This is a genomic window from Bacillus sp. JZ105, from assembly GCF_053903125.1.
Genome location: NZ_CP096387.1, coordinates 3,247,371 through 3,270,594, shown reverse-complemented (window position 1 = coordinate 3,270,594; position 23,224 = coordinate 3,247,371). Strand labels below are relative to the sequence as shown.

Genomic DNA, 23,224 nt, shown 5'->3' with positions numbered 1-23,224 from the left:
CAGGGAGAGAATAAGATGCACGCTACTATTAAAGCTTTTTTTATCAGTGTAATAGCGCTGTTTATGTTTACTCCATCTATATTAGCTGACAACTCTGTAACAAAAATAGATGGCAGTACACGTTATGCGGTAGCAGTAAATGCAGCCAAAACAGGGTGGAAAACAGCTGAAACCGTTGTTTTAGTTGGAAAAACAGCTTATGCTGATGCACTTAGTGCGGTACCTTTTGCATATCAAAAAAATGCACCAGTTTTATTTACAAATAAAGACACATTGTCGGCAGCGACAAAAAAAGGGTTGAAAGATCTAAAAACAAAAAAAGTCATTATCATTGGTGGTGGAAATACAGTTTCCAATAATGTTGCAACTTCAATGAAAAAAATGGGGATTTCTGTATCGAGAATTTATGGTCAAACTCGCTATGATACGGCTGCACAAATCTCGAAACAGATGAAGAGTTCGAGCACCGCAATAGTTGCAAATGGTTTTTCATATGCAGATGCAGTAGCGATCTCTCCATATGCTGCTAAAATGGGATATCCAATTTTGTTAACAAATGATAGAAATTTAGTTAAAGTGACAGCATCAACTATTAAAAGTAGAGGAATCAAACAGACGATTGTAATTGGTGGAGTATCGAAAATTAACAGAACGACATATAATCAGCTACCTTCTCCAACTCGTGTTAGCGGTGCTACTCGCTATGATACAGCAGCAAGTATTGTAAATAAATATAATATAAGTACAAATAACACTTACCTCAGTAACGGTTTTGCATATGCAGATGCTGTAACAGGCGCAAGTATTGCAGCAAAAAAGGGGAAAGCATTCTTGTTCACAAATAAAAACAGTCTACCAAATGCAACTAGAAGTGCTATAGGCACTAAAAAAATAACTAGTTTTATTACAATTGGTGGTACAAATGTAATCTCAACAAAGGTTTTAGCACAATTAAAAAACCCGGCTGTTGGGAAAAAAGTGTTCATTGATCCAGGTCATGGTGCACATGATTCAGGAGCTGTAGGATACGGATTATATGAAAAGAATTTGAATTTAGATGTAGCAAAGCGTTTAAATACGAAATTAAACAACGCTGGTGCACTTGTGACCATGTCAAGAACATCAGACACATTTGATAGTCTTCAAACAAGAGTGAGCAAAGGTGCTTCAGCAAATGCAGATATTTTCATTAGTGTCCATGCGAACTCAAATGATAACAGCAGTGCAAACGGAACAGAAACGTATTATGACAAAACATATGCGGCTGCAAACAGCCTGAAGCTGGCGCAAAACATCCAGCCTAAAATGGTCAGTGCACTAGGTACAAGAGACCGTGGTGTGAAAACAGCTGCCTTCTACGTCATTAAATATTCTAAGATGCCGAGCGTTCTTTTAGAAACTGGTTTTGTTTCTAGTCCAATTGATTCAAACATCTTGAAATCTGCTACGTATAAAGATCGATTAGCGTCAGGCATTTCAAGTGGTGTGTCAGGTTATTTTAGATAAGAAAACACAAACCTGAGGGGTGCCTCAGATACTCCTCTTAGGCTGCTCGAGAACGTACTCGGCAGCCTTTTTTCAAAAGTCCATGAAGCATCCTGGGTGAAGGGTTCAAACCAAGGAGGTTGACTTCATGCGTTTTGATATCAAATGTATGTTACTGATTGCTGTTTCACTATGTTTATATACACCATCCGTTTTTGCGCAGCACACTGTATCGAGGATAGAAGGAAGCAATCGATATGAGGTGGCTGTAAATACCGCGAAAAGGGGCTGGCAGGAAGCGCCTGCCGTTGTTCTTGTGGGCGGTGATGCTTATGCAGATGCCCTGAGTGCTGTGCCTTATGCTTACCAGCAAAGGGCCCCAGTCCTGTTAACGAATGCTGGCAGTCTTTCAGGTGCTGTAAAAACCGGGCTGCAGCAGCTGAAAACGAAGCGGGTAACGATTCTTGGCGGAACTGCGAGTATTTCTGAAAACGTCGTGAAGCAGCTAAAAGCAATGAATTTATCCGTTTCCCGTATTCAAGGAAAGAACCGCTATGAATTGGCGGCAAATGTGGCGAAGCACATGAAGAGTGCTAGTGCGGCAGTCGTCGTGAATGGTTCTGCTTCTGCTGATGCTGTCGCGATTGCTCCATACGCTGCCAAACAAGGCTATCCCATTTTATTAACAGATGCGAAAGGACTGCGAGAGGAAACAGCCAATCTATTAAAAAACAAAGCAGTCAAGCGGACCATTGTGATTGGCGGAGAAGCAAGTATCAATAAAACGGCTTTTCAATAGCTTCCATCACCAGTCAGAATAAGCGGAGCCAATCGGTATGAGGTGGCTGCCCAAATTGCTAAAACGTATCCAATGAAGACAAGCCAAACATTTATAAGTTATGGGTATGCCTATGCAGATGCAGCCGCTTCGGCAAGTATAGCAGCGAAACAGGGCCAAACCCTTCTTCTCACAGACGCTCAAACGGTGCCGGATGCTATCAGAAAAATCATTGGAACAAAACAGATGTCAGCATTTTCTGTGGTAGGCGGAACATCAACCATTCAATCAAATGTCATCACACAGTTGAAAAATGCAGTGTTAGGTGAAACGATTTTTATTGATCCAGGTCATGGTGCGCAGGATGCTGGAGCGGTAGGGAATGGGCTGCTTGAAAAGAACATCAATTTAGAAGTAGCATTAAAGCTGCGGTCAAGGCTTCACCAAGCGGGTGCCCTTATTGTCATGTCGAGAGCTTCTGATACATTTGACTCCTTGCAGACACGTGTCAGTAAAGGAGCGCAGGCCAATGCTGATATTTTCATCAGTATCCACGCCAACGCAAATGATAATAGCCGTGCGAATGGAACAGAGACGTATTATGATACGACATATGCGGCTGCTCATAGTGTCAAGCTGGCACAACAGGTTCAGCCCCGAATGGTCAGTGCCCTTGGAACAAGAGATCGCGGAGTGAAAACAGCAGGGTTCTACGTCATCAAATATTCCAGAATGCCGAGTATTTTGCTAGAAACCGGCTTTGTGACAAGCCCAATTGATGCGAGTATTTTAAAATCAACCGCTGCAAAGGATCGGCTGGCTTCTGGAATTGCAACTGGTGTGTCCAACTACTTTGACGTAAAATGAATCATGAATGATGTGTCAAGTTAAAAATACATTTCATTTTTGGTTATGTTTGTTATAATTGAAACATAGAAGGTGAATGGTTTACACATAAATCTTCAAACGACAGCAAACCGACAAATCATGAAGAGGTGACGATCTTGAAAAAATTAATCACAGTGCCGTTTCTAGTATTGCTTCTAGGAGTATTGCTCACAGCGTGCGGCACAACAAATCAATCAAGCGATAACAAAAAGGATGACAGCAAAAAAGAAACAACTGAAGCAGCCGACCAAAACAAAGATAAGGCTGCGGACAAAAAATCAGAGGATCAATCGTCAAATGAAAAAGCAGATGATCAAAGTAAAGAAACAACTGCTCAAACAGAAGAGCCGGCAAGTCAGTCTGATGAAGAGGCAAAAGACAGCTCAAGCAAAGAAATTACAAAAGAAGAACCTGCTAAAGACCAATCAAAAGCTGACTCAAAAGGTGACTCTAAAACAAAGAAAGAATCAACGACTAGTAAGAAAAATGAAGTCACCAAAGAAGGCACATATGTCGGTTTGGCTGATGGACATACAATTGCTGTCAACATTGATGGAAAAGAAGTAGCTATTCAATTCGGAAATACATTTTCTAAACAAGTGAACAGCTTAAAAGAAGAATCAAAAGTAAAAGTAACCTATACAAAAGATGCAAACGGAACACTTCGATTAAAAACGATCGAATCTGTAAAAGCAAAATAAAGAAAAGACCCGGAGACCCGCAGAATTGCGGGTCTTTTTTACGTTCAAAAGGGCATAACTTGATATAAGTGCACATTCTTAACACAGTTTTACAAGACTTAACAGCGCATTTACATTTGCTTAATGTTGCTCTGCTAAACTGACTTTCATAGAACATCTCTTTACACAACAACTACTTTGAATGGTGAGGTGCAGGTCAGTGAGTGCAGAGAAAGCGATGAATCTTTACAGAGAATATGAAGTGAGACGAAATCACTCTTTTGCCTTAACAGAACATATGGTTCGTTATTTATTTGCAAAACGTTTCATAGATTTAATGTTCTCGTTCATCGGATTGATGTTGAGTACGCCAATCATTTTGCTGTTTGCTCTTTTGATTAAGCTGGAAACACCAGGGCCAGCCTTTTATATGCAGGAAAGGGTCGGGAAAGACGGTGTTTACTTTAAATTATGGAAGCTCAGATCGATGAGAATTGACGCAGAAAGCGGAGGAGCGAAATGGGCGCAAAAAAATGACCCGCGTATCACCAAAGTGGGGGCATTCATCCGTAAAACAAGAATTGATGAACTTCCGCAATTTATCAACGTGTTAAAAGGAGAAATGAGTATCGTAGGTCCTCGTCCAGAAAGACCGATGTTTACCGCAGAATTTAATCGGACGATTCCAGGCTTTACAAAAAGGTTGGCGGTAAAGCCAGGGCTGACAGGTCTTGCTCAAGTAAATGGCGGATATGAAATGAGTCCAAGTGAAAAATTAACACACGACTTACAGTATATTCAAAACTTGACATTTTCTCTCGACACGAAGATTATGGTAAAAACGTTAAAAGTCATCATGACTGGTGACGGAGCCAGATAAGTAAAGTAGGGAAGAGAAATGGCAAGTATGAAAAAACGCATGCTAGGCGGGGCAAAATGGACAAGCTTGTCCGCATTGATCATCACCATCATCCAAATTGCACAGTTCGCCTTTTTAGGGAACGTGATGTCACTCAAGGAGTTTGGACTTGTTGGCATGATCACAACTGTCACAATATTTACGCAGATTTTACTAGATCTAGGAATTGGGGCAGCAATCATTCAAAAGGAACAAACGACAGAACGTCAATTATCTACATTATATTGGATCAACCTGCTCACAGGGATTCTCTTGTTTTGTCTGCTCATCCTGTTAAGCCCAATGATAGCCGCTTTTTATAACCGGCCAGAGCTAGAGGGTCTGCTCAAGCTATTATCGATCATGTTTCTGATCGCACCGATTGGCCAGCAGTACCAGTATATGATGCAAAAAGACTTAGCCTTTAAAACATTAAGCACCATTGAAGCCATTGCGACCATCATATCGCTGCTCGTTTTACTCGTTTTCGCCTTCTTCATGAATCCGATTGTCGCCTATGTCATTTCTCAAGTGCTGCTGCAATCAGGAAAAGGTCTCATGTATGCAGCGGCTTATTGGAAGAAGTGGCGTCCAGCACCTGTTTTTGCATTAGGAGAAGTAAAGGAATTTTTCTCATTCGGTGCATTCCAGCTCGCATCCAGACTGGTCAACCGAGCAGGATCAAACATCGACATGATTTTAATCGGCCGGTTTCTTGGAGCGGAAGCGTTAGGTATTTACAGCTTGGCGTATCAAATTGTGACAATACCCGTGCTGAAGATAAATCCGATTGTGACGAGAGTGGCTTTCCCGGTTTTCGCAAAAAGTCAGCGGGATCACTCCATGCTGCGAGAGGGCTTCCTAAGTATGACGAATATGCTCGCATTGGTTAGTTTTCCATTATTAATCGGTCTTGCTGCCGTATCAGACAGCTTTATAGAAGTCGTGTTTGGAGAGAAATGGCTAGTAGCGGTCCCGGTTTTAAATATATTGTGCATTGTCGGCCTGCTGCGTGTGCTGATGAATCCAAACGGTTCAATCCTTCTTGCAAAAGGGAGAGCTGACTTAGCCTTTTATTGGGATACGGGGATGCTCATCGTGTATGGCTGCGCATTATATGCAGGTGTCACTACAGGCAGTCTGCTTACAGTAGCTTGGATCTACTCAGGTGTCAGTCTGCTCAACTTTATTGTCGGCAGATGGCTTATGGCATATGTCATTCAGCTTGATATGAAGGTGTATTTAAAATCACTTGGAAAACCTGCTGTCATGACGCTGTTCATGGCGGTCTGTGCGGTAGCTTTACATCAAGGGATGAAGCTGACGTCAGCAGATATTTCACTTCAATTACTACTGACTGTTTGTGTCAGTGCTGCATTATATGGCTTGCTGCTCATCAAAATGTATCCGCAGGCTGCAGGCAAATTATTGAGAAGAGGTCGTTCGTCATGAAGGTACTATGGCTGACAAGTGTATATCCTAGTGAAAAACATCCGAGTGAGGGCGTATTTCATGAAACGCAAGTACAGGAGCTGCTCAAACAAGGAATAGAAGTGACTGTCATTTGTCCTAATCCAGTGAATCCGCCGATTTTACGGATGCTCAAGGCATCCTATCGGCAGAAAAGGGATCTGCCTGAACAGGAAGTGAGGAACGGAGTGAAGGTTTACAGACCGCCTTATCCAGCGCTCCCTGGACAGCTGAAATGGGCGCAGCCGAGTAAACGAATAGCGGCTTCCGTTCTCAGAGCAATGCAGCGTCATCAGTTGTCACCAGATTTTATCCATGCGCACTTTGCCATGCCGTCTGGCGGAGCGGCGGCTGTGATTCAGAAAGAAACGAAAATCCCTTATCTTCTGACCTTGCACGGCAGTGATGTGAACGTATATCCGAACTATAGCAAAGGGGCGAAGGCAGCCTTTGAAACGGCGGTGAGGCAGGCATCTGCTGTTCTGACAGTGAGTGAGGAGCTGGCTAAAAAGACAAATGAGATGACGAAGGTAGAAGCAAAATGTCTTCCGCTTGGTATTCCGCTCCGATCATTTTCCGGAACGGAAGAAGGTCAAGAAGGCATCAGAAAGCACTTACGTTTACCGCTTCAAGATAAGCTCGTTGTTTTCGTCGGGCGTTTAGTGAAAGAGAAGGGCTTGCTTGAATTAGCTGATGTTGTCAGCAGCATGGATGGAGTGAAAGCAGTCTTTGTTGGAAAAGGCCCCCTTGCAAACGAACTCAAGGAACGGGCAGGTGCATCTATTATACTCCCAGGGCAGGTGCCGAATGAGCAGGTGAGAGACTACTTAATGGCAGCTGATCTGTTTGCACTCCCTTCCTACAGTGAAGGAATGCCAACCGTCGTTCTAGAAGCGCTCGCTTTAAAAGTACCTGTCATTGCAACACGGGTTGGTGGTCTCCCATCCTTATTTTCAACCTATCAACACCTGCTCGTTGAACCGCGTTCGACGCGTCAGCTGAAAGAGGCGATTCACGCCTGTCTTTATGAAAATAGATGGAATGAAGCAGTGAAGAACGATCTTCATGAAATGGTTCATACAGAATATTCATCAGAACATAATGCGAAGCATCTCATTCAGCAATATGAGAAGGTGCTCAATCAATCAACATCCATCGTTTAAACAAGATGAAATGTGCAAAGAATGATAGATAGATAAACAGCTTGGAACGGACAATATGCTTTTACTGAGAGGATGAAAAATGTTGAAGAAAATTGCTGTGATTGGAACAGGTTATGTCGGGTTAGTATCGGGTACTTGTTTTGCTGATATCGGAAATCGTGTCATCTGCTGTGACATCGATGAATCAAAAATCAACAGCTTAAAAAGTGGTGTCGTTCCCATTTATGAACCAGGTTTAAAAGAATTGATTGAAAAGAATACAGAAGAAGGAAGACTGTTTTTTACAACGAATATTCCTGCCGCTATTAGGGAATCAGAGATTATCTATATTGCCGTAGGGACACCGATGACACCACAGGGGGAAGCAGATTTAACGTACGTGAAGGCTGTCGCTCAAACGATTGGTGAACACCTGAATGGCTATAAAATCATCGTCAATAAAAGCACAGTTCCCGTTGGAACAGGCCGTCTCGTTCAAGCCATTGTAGAAAAGGCATCGCGCAGCAAATATCCTTTTGATGTCGTATCCAATCCAGAGTTTCTCCGAGAAGGCTCAGCGATTCAAGATACGATGAATATGGAGCGGGCGGTCATTGGTTCGACCAGCACTCATGCCTCTAGCATCATCAAAAGACTGCATGATCCGTTTCAAACAGAGGTTGTAGAGACCAACTTAGAAAGTGCAGAAATGATTAAGTATGCTGCAAATGCCATGCTTGCCACAAAAATCTCATTTATTAATGACATTGCAAATATTTGCGAAAGGGTAGGCGCTGACGTTGAAAAAGTCAGTGAAGGAGTTGGATTAGACAGCCGAATCGGGCATAAATTTTTAAAAGCAGGCATTGGATTTGGAGGTTCTTGCTTCCCGAAAGACACGATGGCTCTTCTCAAAATTGCCGAAACATCCGGATACCGGTTCAAGCTGATCGAATCTGTCATTGAAACGAACAACAACCAAAGAGCCCACCTGGTCAGCAAATTGATGAGTGTGTTCGGTGATATTAAAGGAAAAACCATTTCTGTCTTAGGCCTTGCCTTTAAACCGAATACGAATGATATGCGTTCAGCGCCTGCACTAGATATTATCCCAATGCTGAGAGAGCTGGGGGCTTTTGTGAAAGCTTATGATCCGATTGCTTATGTAGAAGCTGAACGTGAGCTTGGCCCGCAGGCGGTTTTCAGCAACGACCTGTACGAAACAGTAAAAGATACGGATGCTTGTCTCATCCTAACAGAATGGGATGACGTACAGAAGATGGATAAAGACCAGATCAAGCAGCTGCTTCGTTCGCCGATTGTAATTGATGGAAGGAATTTGTTTGATCCAGCAGAAATGAAAGAGAGAGGATTTATTTACCAGTCTATCGGCCGCCCAAGTGTATGGGAAGCAGAATTGGTATCGAAGGCACAATAACAGGGGGAGCTTGGATGAAGAAAGTATTGGTTACTGGGGGAAGCGGATTTATTGGATCTCATACGGTAGAGGCTTTACTAGAAAAAGGCTATGAGCCCATCGTTCTTGATAACTTTTCAACTGGATCTCGAGAAAATATTGCCCATCTTTCCGTGCAATGCATGGAGGCGGATATCACAAAGCCAGCGACGATTGATTTGATCAAACAAATTGCACCGGAGTATATCATTCATCTTGCAGCACAAGTAAGTGTAGCCGTTTCTGTTCAGGATTTCATCTATGACGAAGAGGTCAATATAAAAGGATCTCTGCACGTCATAAAAGCTGCGGCTGAAGCAGGAGTGGAAAAAGTCATCTTTGCCTCATCAGCAGCTGTCTATGGAGACCCGGTGTATCTGCCAGTAGACACCGCTCACCGGCTGAATCCTGGTTCACCATATGGTTTAGCAAAACTGACAGTAGAGCGGTATTTAGAAATGGCCAAATCACTCTATGATGTGGACTATTGTATTCTCAGGTACAGCAATGTATATGGTCCGCGCCAAGATGCACTTGGCGAAGGCGGTGTTGTCTCTATTTTCTCTGATAAGTTTGCAAAGGATGAGGCTCCTTTTATCTTTGGAGATGGGGAACAAACAAGAGACTTTATCTATGTGGGTGATCTAGCGGCAGCGAATGTTGCAGCTTTAACAGCCCAATCAAACGTTTGTTTAAATATTTCGTGTGGTGATTCCATCACTGTGAATGAACTGTTTCAAACAATGAAACGGGTAACGAGATCACAGCTTGAACCGATTTACAAGCCGCAGCGTGCAGGAGATATCGTGCATAGTACATTGGCAAATGAGGAAACGAAACAAGTCTTAGCATGGGAGCCTGTTGTGAGTTTACAGGAAGGTTTGGCTCGTACCATTTCCTACTATAAACAGGAAGTCAAGGCTTAATCCCTCAAATCGGATGGGTTGCTTAGGAGGAAAATGGGTATGAGTGTGAAACAAACAGCATGGCAAATCATGATCGGATGTATATTATTTGCAGCAGGGCTAGGACTTGTACAATTGGCGTCTGCGCAGCCCGCCGGGTTCAAAAAGATCGTCGCCATTCCGGTCCTGCTTTTAGTCCTGACGGCTTTTCTCGTGTTAATGAAGCTATACATGAACGGTGAGCAAGTGTTCATGTCAGCCATATATCTTTTAATTGCATTGACCTTTCTCAACAACGCTTTCTTTTCAATTAGTGCCGGGTTCTTTAGTCTTTTTCTCTACCGTATCATGCTCATTGCCGCCTTTGCTTTATTCATATGGCGGATGAGAGATAAGGGGACGTACATATCGCAGTGGCAGCAGATTCGTGTCAAAGGGATTCTTGGTTTTTTCGCTGCATGGTTTCTTTACGGGCTCATCTCACTGCTGTGGGCTCATTCGGTGACAGACGGTCTCAAATATATGTCCCTGCTTGCTATGGGGATGGGTTTTGTCTTTCTTGTGGTCATGTACATTCAGCGAATCGATCAAGTGGTTACCTTTTATAGCATTTGGCTCGTCATGACTGTATTTGTCATGGGGATAGGGTTTTATAATCACTTTACTTTGAACCATTTACCGAATACTTCATTGTATCTTGGGCCGGCGTATAAACAGCACTATCCTACAGCTGTCTTTTTTAATCAAAATGACTTTGCGACGTTTTTATCGATTAGCTTTTTCTTGTATTTAGCGTGTATGCGGCAAATGAAAAATGGCTATATCAAAGCATTTGGATTATTTGGCGCGATTGCAGCACTGTATCTCATTTTGTTAACAGAATCCCGCGCGAGCATGCTTGGCATATTTGCAGGAGCGGCCATCTATGTGTGGCTTCTCATGCCGCGCTTTCTCAAAAAGTGGTCACTCATCGCAGCAGGCGGACTTGGTGTCATCTGTATCGCTGTTTTTTCAGACAAGATTTATTCAGTCTATTATGACTGGTTTCTCGCTTCTCAGGTCGCGCATTCTTTTAGTGAACCACTCCCATCCAACATTGCGAGAGCGAATTTAATCAAAAATGCATGGCATTTCTTTACGGATTCATACGGGTTTGGTGTCGGAGCGGGGAATGTGTCTTACTACTTAGCCCACTTTTCGATCTTTGATACAGATCAAGTCGTTGAAGTTCACAATTGGCTGCTGGAAGTGATGACGAACTTTGGATTTGCGGTCATGCTGGGCTATATCTCCGTCTACGCTTATCTCATGTTCACGCTGTATAAACAATACCAATGGGCTGACACAAGATCAGCAAAAATGATCATTGAAGGTTTGTTTGCTGCCATGTTGAGCTTTCTCGTTTCAAGTATCAGTCCTAGTTCTGTCTCGAATTTATATTTCCACTGGGTCTTTTTAGGACTCGTGATCGCAGCGGTGAATATGTTGAAAAACAAACAGCGCTTGGTAAACCGTGTGTGATGCTGCGCTGGTATGGCTACACTAATGAAAAAGCAAATACGTCAATGTTGGGAGAATGAACATGTCTGGTTTCATATCTAGAATAGGGAAGCGAATCAAAAAGTATATTGTATGGCTTGTGCTGCTGCCTGTCGTATTGGGCGCTTTTGGATTCTTTTTTGCCAAAGGAACAGTGCAGCAGTCTAGTTACACAGCTGCCGTTACGCTTACACTTGGTAAATATGATGACGGAGTGTATAACAATATCGCAGAAGTGACATCTCTATTAAAAAGCGATGCATTTTTAAATGAAGCACTCAGTGATGTGAAAGAAGAAGAAAGGCAGGATGTGAAAAGCCGCCTCATCCTCACCAATCAATCAGATACACAATTACAGCTGTCCTTCACAGATGCTGATAAGGATCATGCTTTAGCTGTCGTGAAGCAGGTGTCGGATACATTTCTGAAGCAAGACAAAGCATTATTTACAAAAAGGCAGCAGGTGATTGAAAGTAGATTATCTGCTCTAGAAGACGAATCTGTCAGCAACGATTCCAAAGTAGATAAAGAGCGATTTTTATATGAATTGGAGTCTACAAAGCTTGGAATGAAACAGGCGAAAATTGTTGATCCTGCCCAAGTTCTTGATGAAGGCAATAAAGGCATGTCAGCGAAAAAGCGGGCTCTGCTTGGGCTTGTCATTGGCTTTAGTATCTCGCTCATGTTTGTGGTCTTACCCGAAGTGTTCAAAGAATCTTAATGATGAACTGGAGATGAGTCTTAGGTGAACAATCAACCGTTAGTATCAATCATTACACCGGCCTACAATGCGGAACGTTATTTAACGGATACAGTTCATTCCGTCCTTGCCCAAACCTATTCTAATTGGGAACTGATCATCGCAGATGATTGTTCAACAGATGGAACAAGGAAGCTGCTTGGGGAATTAAGTGAAGCAGACGACAGAATCAACGTCATTTATTTAGAGCAAAATGGGGGAGCCGCCATCGCTAGAAACGCAGCCATCAAACAGGCAAAAGGCCGCTTCATCGCTTTTTTAGACAGCGATGATAAGTGGAAAGAGACGAAGCTTGAAAAGCAGGTAGACTTCATGCTGACAAACGATTATGCCTTTACATTCACGGCATATGACATCATTGCAGAAAATGGAGAACCGTTAGAAAAAACCGTCACTGCACCAGTGAGATTAACTTATGATGAAGCTTTGAAAAATACCATTATCGGCTGTTTAACGGTGATGCTTGATGTACAGAAGATAGGACATGTAGAAATGCCGAACATTCGCACAAGACAGGATTTAGCTACATGGCTGTCCATATTAAAAAGAGGGTTTACAGCCTATGGAATGAGTGAACCGCTCAGTGAATACCGCATCGTTGGAAACTCGATCTCTAGTAACAAGTGGAAAGCAGCGAAAAAAACGTGGTTCGTCTACAGAGAAATTGAGCAGCTTCATTTTGTTAAAGCATCTTGGTGTTTTATGCACTATGCGACAAATGCTGTGAAGAAGCGCTTATAAACAGAAGGGAAAAAAGGTGATAAAGGTGAAAGCAGACTCGATCATACATGTTATCGTAGCGACGGGAGAATGGGGACAGGACGGCTTGAGGTACAGACGGCATCGACTGGCGGAATTTCTAGCATCTGATTCAGAAACGAAAGAGGTCATCTGGGTATGCCCATCTGCATCCCGTCATACAGCTCCCTTTCAGCCCATAACCGATCGAATGAAGCAATTGACCATTCCTGATGTGCTCAAGAGTAAATTTTTTCGCTTTGGCCGATATCAAGACATGTTCTATATTCATAAATTGTCCCCTCTTCTTGAGCATTTGCGGCAGGAAGAAAAGAAGGGAATCGCTGTTTGCTTATGGTATACGTTTCCGGGCTTTCCGCTCTTATCTTCTTTATTTGAATGGAAACATATTGTCTATGACTGCAGTGACCTGTGGGGAGAGCCGATAAGCGGCAAAAATAATTTGCTTTCTTATATGAGACAGCGTGTCATTGTGAAAGCAGAAAATCGAATCATCAAATACGCACACAGCATTACATGCTCTTCTCAATACTTACACGATCAAATCAAAAAGCGTCTCATGGGTGAACCGAAAGATGTCTTTACAGTTGAAAATGGCGTCGAGTACGATGTGTTTGCAAAAAGCAACCTTCCAAGTAAGGAGAATGTGCTGCAAGGAAGAGAAGGAACTGTTCTTGGTTTTATTGGAGGCATCAAGCCGAAGCTGGATTTTGACATGATAGCAGAAGCAGCCCGCTTGCAGCCTGATTGGACATTTTTATTTGTCGGTCCGGATGGAACAAATGGCGATCCATCTTTTCAGCATGCACTTCAACTGCCGAATGTGATTTGGACAGGTGCTGTTGCACCAGAAGAAGTGCCTGCGTATATGAAGCTGATTGATGTAGGCATGATGCCATACAAACAATCTCCTTACAATCAAGCCGTGTTTCCACTCAAGCTATATGAATTTTTAGCCGCAGGAATACCGGTTGTCGGTTTAAATCTTCCGTCAACGGAAAGGCTAAAAGAGAATGATGTGTATGAATATTTAGAGGGAGAAGATCCTGCCCTCTTCGTAGAAGCCTGTCAAAAAGTGATCAGCAAAAAAGACGACATGACCTATAGACATCTAAGACAAAGCCGTGCGAAGAAAAAAGATTGGCACGCGCTGTTCACAAACATGGTGGAATTAACGAATATTAAAGAAAACGCATAATTCATCAGGGATTGTGCGTTTTTATTTGATTCTTCTTCATAGGGGGAGCTTGTGATCATCCTCTATTCAATTGTATAATGGAAAGAGCGGCCAATATACAAAATACAGATTTCAATTTAGAAGGAGACTGACCTATGGATTACGAACGCGCCTTATTAGCGTTTTTTGTCTCTCTGGCTACAGTTTTAATTGTGACACCAATCGTCAAAAAGTTTGCAATTAAGATTGGTGCAGTGGACCAGCCGAATAAACGAAAAGTTCATGATAAAGTAATGCCTCGAATGGGCGGTTTGGCAATTTTTATTGGGGTAGCGGCTGGAGCATTAGCAGGCGGGCTGTTTCTACATAATAAAATTACAGCAATTTCAGTTGGAGCCGTACTTATCGTCATTCTAGGTATATTTGATGATAAATATAATTTAAGTGCAAGATTTAAATTTCTCGTACAAGTTCTTGTTGCTTGTCTGATTGTAAGCACAGGCTTAAAAATGGACTTTTTCTCTGTTCCTTTCTTAACAGATCGAATTGAGTTAGGCTGGATGGCGTATCCCCTAACCGTGTTATGGATTGTCGGAATCACAAATGCCATTAATTTAATTGACGGCCTTGATGGACTGGCTGCCGGAATTTCTGTCATCGGTTTATCAACCATTGCGGTGATGGCATTTTCAGCTGATAAAATTTTGATTCTTTCTTTATCTCTTGTTGTCATTGGCAGTACCATCGGCTTTCTCTTTTACAACTTTCATCCGGCGAAGATTTTTATGGGTGACACCGGTTCGCTTTTTTTAGGCTATATGATTTCGGTGTTGTCACTATTAGGGCTGTACAAAAGTGTCACTTTGTTTAGTGTTGTTGTCCCGGTGATCATTCTAGGTGTCCCTATTTTCGATACCACCTTTGCCATCATTAGACGAATATTAAACAAACAGCCGATCTCAGCACCTGACAAGTCTCATATTCATCATAGACTGATGGCCTTTGGCTTGTCTCACCGCATGGCTGTCATCGTGATTTATATGATTGGCTTAGTCTTTAGCTTAAGTGCAATTTTGCTGACAAGCGCCACCATTTGGTTATCACTGATTATTATCTTTTTACTGGTCATGTTCATGCAAGTGATTGCGGAAGTCACAGGCTTGGTGAATGAAGAGTTCAAACCATTTACGAAATTTTATAAACGAATGGTCAAAAGACAATAAAAAACAGCCCGTTCCAAGGAACTGGGCTGTTTCAGACCGTAGACAAACCCCTCCTTTACTTAAAGTAAAAGTGGGGTTTTCACATTTTTTGATAAAAACATCATGTGTTTTACGCTGGACATGGTCCTTTCCATGTCCAGTTTGCTAGCTTTTTAAGGTTCATGGCAGCGAAAGTAAGCATCGCTTGCATTGAAACTTTTTTAGTCCTCGAAGTTTCGACCAACGCATACCATGCTTTTCTTTGGCATCCGCAAAAACGCGTTCAATTGTTTCTTTCCGTTTTGCATAGATGCTCTTATTTATTTCAGTGAGTCTTAGGTTGTCTGCTTCATCTAGGTAATCCTGCCAAATATGCCGATGAATTTGTTTGGTATGATTTTGACTTTGTGTACAGTTATCTAAAAACGAGCAGGACTTACATACTTCTGAGTCGGACGCATATTGCTTATAGCCTTCTCTAGTCGTTGTACGATAGGAGAGAATTTGCCCGTTGGGGCAAATGTAACAATCAAAATATGCATCATACACGTATTCATTCTTTTTCAAATAACCAGCTTTTGTTTTTGGACGAGTGTAAGGCATGACTGCTCTTATCCCTTGATCCATTAAAAACTTAGCGATGTAAGGTGTTTTATATCCAGCATCTACTGCGACTACATTTGGTTTTCCGATTTTCTCTGTCACCTTTGATACGAGTGAATCTAACATACGACTATCATGAACATTGCCACCTGTGACCAGTGATCCTAGAATAAATCCTTTTGAATCACAAGCTGTATGAAATGAATAAGCAAATGACTTTTCACGTTCATCCTTTACATAGTAGCCTCTCTGGGTCAGTTGTACTGACTTTGATTTCTTTTATTTCTTCTTTATTCTGAAGGGGTAAAGGCTTTTTTCCATGTTCTTCACGATCAATATTAATTTCCTCATGAAGCTGATTTTGATAACTTCTCGTCTCAACTCGAACAATTTTCTTTTCAAGTTTTTTCTTATTGGCATTCGCATTGACATGTGTTGAATCAATGAAGGCGACAGAAGGGTCAACGAGGCCTTTTTTCATCGCTTCTCTTAAGATTCGATAAAAAATTTGTTCGAATAAATCTGTATCGTGGAAACGTCTCACGTAGTTTTTACCGAAGGTAGAAAAGTGCGGAATTTTCTCCGAAAATCCATACCCAATAAACCAACGATAAGCCACATTGGTTTCAATTTCTTTAATCGTTTGACGCATGGAGCGAATGCCAAATAGATATTGGATCAAAACCATTTTAATGAGAACAACGGGGTCCACACTTGGTCTGCCATTGTCGGAACTATAATGATCTTTGACAAGATCATAAACGAAGTCAAAATCGATTGCTTGATCTATTTTCCGTACAAGATGATCTTCAGGCACTAATTCATCTAATGCCACTACTTCTAATTGATTTCTTCTTTCTTCTTCACGTTTCGATAACATGTTCATCCCCCACAGAAATGTTAATATCCTTATTATACAAAAAAGCTTGTAGACTTTGTCTACAAGCTGAAACAGCCCGTTCCAAGGAACTGGGCTGTTTTTTATTATTGTCCAGGTGTGCTGGTCGAAGAGTTAGTTGTATCACTTGACCCTGTTTCACCAGACGACGGATTGGTTTGTGAATCTGTTTCTGTTGAAGACTCAGCAGGCAGCTTTAAATGCGTCCTTAATTCATTTCGGACGTTAGCTAGATTGGTTGGATTTGGCTCAAAGTAATATGTCCGATTTGGCCCTAAGTAAAGGTCTGATCCTTTAATAGAGAGTGTTTCTGTGTCGTCTCCTTTAAATCCGCTGTAGATTTGCTGAAGCGCGAGACCTTCTGTGATACGGAAATTGGTCGTAATGTGATCGCTGACCTCTTTAGCGATGTTATCGACGTTCGCAATGTTATTTGGCTTCGACATTTGGTCAATTATTGCACGTAAAATTTGTTTCTGACGATCGTTACGTCCGAAGTCACCGCGGGGATCTTGTTTTCTCATCCGTGCATAAGCAAGAGCTTCTTCCCCGTTTAAATGCATATTGCCTTTTTTGAAGTAAATCTTTTTCGATTTTTTAACATCACTTTTTTCATTGAAGTCAAATGGAACATCGATATCAATTCCGCCGACTTCATCAATGACATCCTTGAATCCGTCAAAATCAACGGTTGCATACTTATCAATCGGAATATGCAAGAATTGTTCGACAGTTTCAATCGTTTCGTCTTTACCACCTTTAGCAAATGCTGCATTGATCTTTTCTTTACTTCCTGTCGTATCACTTGCAAGCTGTACGCGTGTGTCACGAGGGATACTAACCATTTTCATCGATTTGTCTTGAGGGTTAATCGTTGCAACAATGAGTGAATCTGAACGGCCATGATCACCCTTTGTGGCATAATCCTCAATTCCGACAAATAATACAGAGAAAGGTTTTTTCTTAATATCAATGACAGCATCACGAAGATTCGATTTCTCTCCGCGGTTTAGTTCATCATATGTTTTGTCAGCAGCTTGAAGAGTATTGACGATTTTATATACTGCAAATCCGCCCATGCAGATGATAAGAAGCAAAAATAAGACCAGAATACGTTTGATAATTCTCTTCTTCTTACTCTTTTTCTTTCGTACACGCACTTTTACTCGTTGTGCCATTCATCTGTCTCCTTTATCGGACCAATGTCCTTTTCTAAATAAATAAGTTCGCCTTCTTTTGTAACACTCTTTCCATTTGTCAGCTCAGTCATCCACTCAATGAACTGCTCTGTTTGTGTTTCTTCAACATATGTCTCAAAAATAACATCTTCTGCATAATGGATTTCTTTTAGCTGAAAAGATGAGGCTCTAAGCTCATTCTCTACCTTTCCAAGCCATGTATAATCTATTGTTGTGTGCATTGTACGCATTAAACAGCGCTCTACCATTCCAACATGGTTGATAGCTTCTGATACAGATTTTCCGTAGGCACGAATCAATCCACCGGCACCTAGCTTGATACCGCCGAAATAACGAGTGACCACAACGACTGTATCTTTCAGCTTCCGTTTTTTTAGCACTTCAAGCATTGGCACACCTGCTGTACCGCTTGGTTCACCATCATCATTCGCTTTTTGAATCAGGTCATGTTCACCAATGAGATAGGCTGAACAATTATGTGTGGCATTCCAATGTTGTTTTTTAATGGATTGTATAAATGCTTGTGCTTCTTCTTCTGAGACAGCACGCTGTATATGACAAATAAAACGTGATTTTTCGATGACGATCTCATGCTCACCACGACTTTTTACTGTAAGATAGCGATTCAGCAAAAGACATACCCTCCTGACAAGCAAATTGTAAGACTAGTGAAAATTTGCATTGGTTTTAGAATTTTACAGCGTATTTTGTTATGATGATAGGAGTGGAAAAAGGGTCGTCATAAAAACTTCATGATTATACGCATTCTTTCATTATAATTCGACATAAAATGCAGATCAATGACATTTATAATAAAAAAAGATGACATCACTGTTACGGGAGGGAAGAGCCATGACAACACCCAAAATGGATCCGAAATTATTGGATTCAATCATCATGAAAATGCTAAGTACAGTTGATGGCAGCAAGGACGAAGTATTTAGAATAGGCGAACAGTCCCGTCAACAATATGAAAGCCTAGTAGAAGAGCTGAAGCAAATCAAACAGCAAGTAAACGAAGTAATTGATTTTGGGGATAAGCTGGAAGTCCATACAAGACATGCTAGAAACCGCTTATCTGAGGTCAGCAGAAACTTCAACAAATTCAGCGAAGAAGAAATACGTGAGGCTTACGAAAAAGCACATAACTTGCAAGTGGAACTCACCATGATTCAGCAGCGCGAGAAGCAGCTGAGAGAAAGAAGAGACGATCTGGAAAGACGATTATTAAGCTTACAAGACGTCATTGAACGCTCTGAAACGCTTGTGAGTCAGATTACAGTTGTTCTCAACTATCTCAACCAGGATTTACGCCAGGTTGGCGTTTTACTTGAAGATGCTCAGGCAAAACAAGATTTTGGTCTGAGAATTATTGAAGCCCAAGAAGAAGAACGCAAAAGAGTGTCTCGGGAAATTCATGACGGTCCTGCTCAAATGCTGGCAAACGTGATGATGCGTTCCGAATTAATTGAACGGATTTTTAGAGACCGCGGTACAGAAGAAGGGTTTAAAGAAATTAGAAGTCTCAGACAGAATGTGCGAAATGCACTGTACGAAGTGAGAAGAATCATTTATGATTTAAGACCGATGGCTTTAGATGATTTAGGTCTGATTCCGACACTGAGAAAATACTTAAACACAATTGAAGAATATGATGGGAAAACCAAAATTACGTTCCAATGCCTAGGTGATACAGAAAACGAAAGAATTGCTTCTCAATTTGAAGTAGCACTGTTTAGACTAGCCCAAGAAGCTGTCACAAATTCATTAAAGCATTCTGAAGCTGAAGAAATCTCTGTCAAAGTAGAAGTAACGAAAGACTTTGTGACCTTAATTATTAAAGACGATGGAAAAGGCTTTGATATGAAAGATGTGAAAACAAACAAAAACAAATCCTTCGGTTTACTTGGCATGAAAGAACGCGTAGACTTACTGGAAGGTAAAATGACCATAGACTCAAAAATAGGTCTAGGGACATTCATCATGATTCGCGTGCCATTAACATTGCAAAATAAAATTGTAAAATAGAGTCAAAAGACATATTGACCATAAAGTTCAGGTGTAGAACAATAAACATGGGGAGGCGTAGCTTGTGACTAAAGTAAATATTGTAATCATTGATGACCACCAATTATTCCGTGAAGGTGTCAAACGGATTTTAGATTTTGAACCTACTTTTGAAGTAGTTGCAGAAGGAGACGACGGTGACGAAGCTGCACGTATCGTAGAACACTATCATCCGGATGTTGTCATTATGGACATTAATATGCCGAATGTAAATGGTGTTGAGGCTACAAAGCAGCTTGTTGAGCTTTATCCCGAATCAAAAGTCATTATTCTATCTATCCATGACGATGAAAACTATGTAACACATGCATTGAAAACAGGAGCGAGAGGCTACCTGTTAAAAGAAATGGATGCAGACACGCTCATCGAAGCAGTGAAAGTTGTAGCTGACGGAGGCTCTTATTTACATCCGAAAGTCACTCATAATTTAGTAAATGAATTCCGACGCCTAGCAACTAGCGGCGTTTCAGCACATCCACAGCACGAGGTATATCCTGAAATTCGCAGACCACTTCATATCTTAACTAGACGTGAATGTGAAGTTCTTCAAATGTTAGCTGACGGAAAGAGCAACAGAGGAATCGGTGAATCGCTCTTTATTAGTGAGAAAACAGTCAAAAACCACGTAAGTAACATTTTGCAAAAAATGAATGTAAACGACCGTACACAAGCTGTTGTTGTAGCTATTAAAAACGGCTGGGTAGAAATGAGATAATGTTCCGGACAAGTACTCCTTTTTCGCCTGTTTTTTCTTCTCTCACATTTGAGGTGGAGGGAAATGATAGACAGGGTAAGGAGTCTTTTTCGGATATAGCGGGCTTGCCTATTGATTAGGCAGGCTTTTTTGATTACTATTATAAATCTAATGAAAAAATGATCATTCTTTTAAAATAAAAAAGAGTAACTTAACGAATAAGGAAGGTATTTAAGAATGAAAATAGCCGTTGTAACAGACAGTACTGCTTATCTACCACAAGAGCTGCGTGATAAACATAATATTCATATGATCCCCCTTAACGTCATCTTTGGCAGTGAATCATACCGTGAAGAAATAGAAATGGACTGGAAGACATATTATGAAGAAATCAAAAAACACAAAGATCTTCCAACAACCTCTCAGCCTGCTTTCGGTGAATTAATAGCCTTATATGAAAAACTAAGTGAAACATACGAAGCCGTGATTAGTATCCACCTTTCAAGTGGAATTAGTGGAACGTATAATAGTGCTGTTTCAGCGAATGATCTAGTTGACGGGATTGATATTTACCCGTTTGATACAGAAACAAGCTGTATGGCACAAGGTTTTTATGTGTTAGAAGCTGCTGAAAAAATCCAAGAAGGTGCTTCTTTAGAAGAAGTGTTAGCACATCTAAATTACCTGAAAGAAAGTCAGCGGGCGTATTTTATGGTAGACGATTTAACTCATTTGCAAAGAGGCGGCAGATTAAATGGTGCTCAGGCTTTTATTGGAAGCCTCTTAAAGGTAAAGCCTATTTTGCATTTTGACAACAAGGTAATTGTTCCTTTTGAGAAGATTCGCACACGTAAAAAAGCCATTTCACGTATTTTTGAATTATTTGATGAAGATGCATCACGTGGTGTTCCGATGAGAGCAACACTAATACATGGTAATAGAGAAGAAGAAGCAGAAGAATTAATTGCGCACTTATCAGAAAAATATCCTCATGTTGAATTTTATAAAAGCTACTTTGGTGCCGTGATCGGCACCCATCTAGGAGAAGGCTCTTTAGCCCTTGGCTGGGTGATTAGATAATTATTAAAAAACCTCTTTTCGTATGGAAAAGAGGTTTTGTTTTTCTATTTTACCTGTTGGACGAAAGGTCATGTCTCTGCGCATAATAGGCAAACATCAATTGAAAGGTGTTTGGGTGAAGTTGAATATGGACAAAGCAATGGAACTAACGCGGCAGCTGCATTCACGCCATCTGCTCACCGTTGAAACAAAGTGCCTGCAGTCCAATTTAGATTGGCTGGAGAAGAAGGGCTTAGTCAATCGGTCTCCTGCCATTGAGAAGAAAGCAAATGGTTTTACATGCTGCCGGTGCGGTGTATCACACAAGCGGTATTTCGCTCATTCTCCATGTGAAGTGTGTCAAAAGGATTGTGTGTACTGTAGATCATGCATCATGATGGGAAAAGCAACTGAATGTGGGTTTCTTTATGAATGGACAGGTCCACAAATGGTAGAAACATGTCGAGCCGAATTAACATGGCAGGGAGAGCTGTCTAAAGGACAAAAAAGAGCGTCAGAAAGAATGATTGAAGCTATTAAAAACAAATTTGATCTACTTGTTTGGGCGGTTTGCGGAGCAGGGAAAACGGAAGTGCTTTTTCACGGAATCGAATATGCGTTAAATCAAGGAATGAGTGTCTGTATTGCGACACCTAGAACAGATGTTGTGCTTGAACTCGAACCACGGCTTAGAAAAGCATTTCAAGGGGTGACAATTACCGTACTTTATGGAGGCAGTTCTCAAAGATTTCAAATATCACCGCTTGTGATCACCACAACCCACCAGCTGATGAGATACAAAAATGCTTTTGATGTGCTCATTGTAGATGAAGTCGATGCTTTCCCTTATTCAATGGATCAGCGTCTCCAATTTGCTGTTCTAAAGGCGATGAGAAAGAACGGAGGGGTTAGGATTTATTTAAGTGCGACACCCTCTAAAAGAATGACGAGAGAGGTTGCTCGTGGAAAACTGGAAGCGATAAAAATTCCTTTGCGTTTTCACGAGCAACCATTACCCGTACCGACCTTTCATTGGATCGGACATTGGAAAAAGAAATTAAAAAAGAACCAGCTGCCCTCTAAAGTGATGAATTGGATGCAGAGACATATTGCAAATAAGAGAAGAATATTACTTTTTGTTCCTTCAATTGCTACCATGAAGAAGGTAACGAAGATTCTTCGAGAACAATCCTTAAACGTGGAAGGAGTATCTGCCGATGATCCGGATAGGAAACAAAAGGTTCAGCACTTTAGAGATTACGTATACGATGTACTAGTTACAACTACTATTCTAGAAAGAGGCGTAACCATTCCAAATGTTCAAGTGGGGGTACTAGGTTCGGAATCTACTATTTTTACAGAGAGTGCACTTGTTCAGATTTCTGGACGGGTAGGCAGACACCCGGATTATAGTACAGGAGATGTTTTCCTTTTTCATTTTGGTTTAACGAGAAGTATGAAACAAGCAAAGAAGCATATCGTAAAAATGAATGATACGGCTGCAAAAGAGTTTTCTGAAAAACAGTGTGGGTTCAACTAAATCATGGTACATTATATTCACAATA

General features: G+C 41.3%; 18 protein-coding genes and 2 pseudogenes. 17 read left to right on the top strand and 3 right to left on the bottom strand.

Going from position 1 to position 23,224, the window contains the following annotated elements; translation table 11 throughout:
* Nucleotides 1-15: 15 nt before the first annotated feature.
* From M1D81_RS16885 to M1D81_RS16825, 13 genes and pseudogenes are all read left to right on the top strand, one after another.
* Entirely contained in the window at nucleotides 16-1,506 is a 1,491-nt protein-coding gene (locus M1D81_RS16885; RefSeq protein ID WP_456266277.1) for an N-acetylmuramoyl-L-alanine amidase, read from the top strand.
* Nucleotides 1,507-1,633: 127 nt separating this feature from the next.
* Nucleotides 1,634-3,130, top strand: a pseudogene (locus tag M1D81_RS16880) (N-acetylmuramoyl-L-alanine amidase).
* Between the two features lie 128 nt (nucleotides 3,131-3,258).
* Complete coding sequence (locus tag M1D81_RS16875; RefSeq protein ID WP_456266278.1) at nucleotides 3,259-3,852, top strand: hypothetical protein; 594 nt, start codon at nucleotides 3,259-3,261, stop codon at nucleotides 3,850-3,852.
* Between the two features lie 199 nt (nucleotides 3,853-4,051).
* Nucleotides 4,052-4,711 carry a sugar transferase gene (locus M1D81_RS16870; RefSeq protein ID WP_024423636.1) on the top strand — a complete coding sequence of 220 codons (660 nt, stop codon included), beginning with the start codon at nucleotides 4,052-4,054 and terminating at the stop codon, nucleotides 4,709-4,711.
* Nucleotides 4,712-4,729: 18 nt separating this feature from the next.
* Nucleotides 4,730-6,181: a teichuronic acid biosynthesis protein TuaB gene (gene tuaB, locus M1D81_RS16865; RefSeq protein ID WP_456266279.1), complete on the top strand. Its 1,452-nt coding sequence runs from the start codon at nucleotides 4,730-4,732 to the stop codon at nucleotides 6,179-6,181.
* Complete coding sequence (tuaC, locus tag M1D81_RS16860) at nucleotides 6,178-7,362, top strand: teichuronic acid biosynthesis protein TuaC (protein WP_342492104.1); 1,185 nt, start codon at nucleotides 6,178-6,180, stop codon at nucleotides 7,360-7,362. The genes tuaB and tuaC overlap by 4 nt, the downstream gene beginning before the upstream one ends.
* Nucleotides 7,363-7,441: 79 nt before the next feature.
* Complete coding sequence (tuaD, locus tag M1D81_RS16855; protein WP_456266280.1) at nucleotides 7,442-8,779, top strand: UDP-glucose 6-dehydrogenase TuaD; 1,338 nt, start codon at nucleotides 7,442-7,444, stop codon at nucleotides 8,777-8,779.
* Nucleotides 8,780-8,793: 14 nt separating this feature from the next.
* On the top strand, nucleotides 8,794-9,723 hold the full coding sequence (locus tag M1D81_RS16850) for an NAD-dependent epimerase/dehydratase family protein (RefSeq protein WP_456266281.1): 930 nt from the start codon (nucleotides 8,794-8,796) through the stop codon (nucleotides 9,721-9,723).
* A 39-nt stretch (nucleotides 9,724-9,762) separates the two neighbouring features.
* Complete coding sequence (gene tuaE, locus M1D81_RS16845; RefSeq protein ID WP_456266282.1) at nucleotides 9,763-11,223, top strand: teichuronic acid biosynthesis protein TuaE; 1,461 nt, start codon at nucleotides 9,763-9,765, stop codon at nucleotides 11,221-11,223.
* A 61-nt stretch (nucleotides 11,224-11,284) separates the two neighbouring features.
* A complete protein-coding gene (tuaF, locus tag M1D81_RS16840) occupies nucleotides 11,285-11,962 on the top strand; it encodes a teichuronic acid biosynthesis protein TuaF (protein ID WP_024426261.1) in 678 nt (225 codons plus the stop codon).
* A 24-nt stretch (nucleotides 11,963-11,986) separates the two neighbouring features.
* Nucleotides 11,987-12,742 (top strand): teichuronic acid biosynthesis protein TuaG, encoded by a 756-nt coding sequence (gene tuaG / locus M1D81_RS16835; protein WP_456266283.1) that lies wholly within the window; start codon nucleotides 11,987-11,989, stop codon nucleotides 12,740-12,742.
* A gap of 19 nt (nucleotides 12,743-12,761) precedes the next feature.
* Complete coding sequence (gene tuaH / locus M1D81_RS16830; protein ID WP_456267095.1) at nucleotides 12,762-13,958, top strand: teichuronic acid biosynthesis protein TuaH; 1,197 nt, start codon at nucleotides 12,762-12,764, stop codon at nucleotides 13,956-13,958.
* A gap of 134 nt (nucleotides 13,959-14,092) precedes the next feature.
* Complete coding sequence (locus tag M1D81_RS16825) at nucleotides 14,093-15,160, top strand: glycosyltransferase family 4 protein (protein WP_024423627.1); 1,068 nt, start codon at nucleotides 14,093-14,095, stop codon at nucleotides 15,158-15,160.
* Nucleotides 15,161-15,269: 109 nt separating this feature from the next.
* Here M1D81_RS16825 and M1D81_RS16820 read toward each other — a convergent pair.
* The 3 genes and pseudogenes from M1D81_RS16820 to M1D81_RS16810 form a co-directional block, all read right to left on the bottom strand.
* A pseudogene (locus M1D81_RS16820) lies at nucleotides 15,270-16,622 on the bottom strand (IS1182 family transposase).
* A gap of 104 nt (nucleotides 16,623-16,726) precedes the next feature.
* Entirely contained in the window at nucleotides 16,727-17,818 is a 1,092-nt protein-coding gene (locus tag M1D81_RS16815; RefSeq protein WP_456266284.1) for an LCP family protein, read from the bottom strand.
* The gene (locus M1D81_RS16810; protein ID WP_012011434.1) at nucleotides 17,803-18,471 is read right to left on the bottom strand and encodes a YigZ family protein; all 669 of its coding nucleotides are present in this window, start codon (nucleotides 18,469-18,471) and stop codon (nucleotides 17,803-17,805) included. The genes M1D81_RS16815 and M1D81_RS16810 overlap by 16 nt, the downstream gene beginning before the upstream one ends.
* Nucleotides 18,472-18,691: 220 nt before the next feature.
* Between M1D81_RS16810 and M1D81_RS16805 the strand changes: the two genes are divergently transcribed.
* The 4 genes from M1D81_RS16805 to M1D81_RS16790 all read left to right on the top strand — a co-directional run bounded on the left by M1D81_RS16805 (nucleotide 18,692) and on the right by M1D81_RS16790 (nucleotide 23,199).
* A complete protein-coding gene (locus tag M1D81_RS16805) occupies nucleotides 18,692-19,867 on the top strand; it encodes a sensor histidine kinase (protein ID WP_024719243.1) in 1,176 nt (391 codons plus the stop codon).
* 64 nt (nucleotides 19,868-19,931) lie between these two features.
* Nucleotides 19,932-20,621, top strand: coding sequence for a two-component system response regulator DegU (gene degU, locus M1D81_RS16800; protein WP_008348273.1), 690 nt, complete (start codon nucleotides 19,932-19,934; stop codon nucleotides 20,619-20,621).
* A gap of 216 nt (nucleotides 20,622-20,837) precedes the next feature.
* A complete protein-coding gene (locus M1D81_RS16795; RefSeq protein WP_456266285.1) occupies nucleotides 20,838-21,680 on the top strand; it encodes a DegV family protein in 843 nt (280 codons plus the stop codon).
* Nucleotides 21,681-21,801: 121 nt separating this feature from the next.
* Entirely contained in the window at nucleotides 21,802-23,199 is a 1,398-nt protein-coding gene (locus M1D81_RS16790; protein ID WP_456266286.1) for a DEAD/DEAH box helicase, read from the top strand.
* Nucleotides 23,200-23,224: the final 25 nt, after the last annotated feature.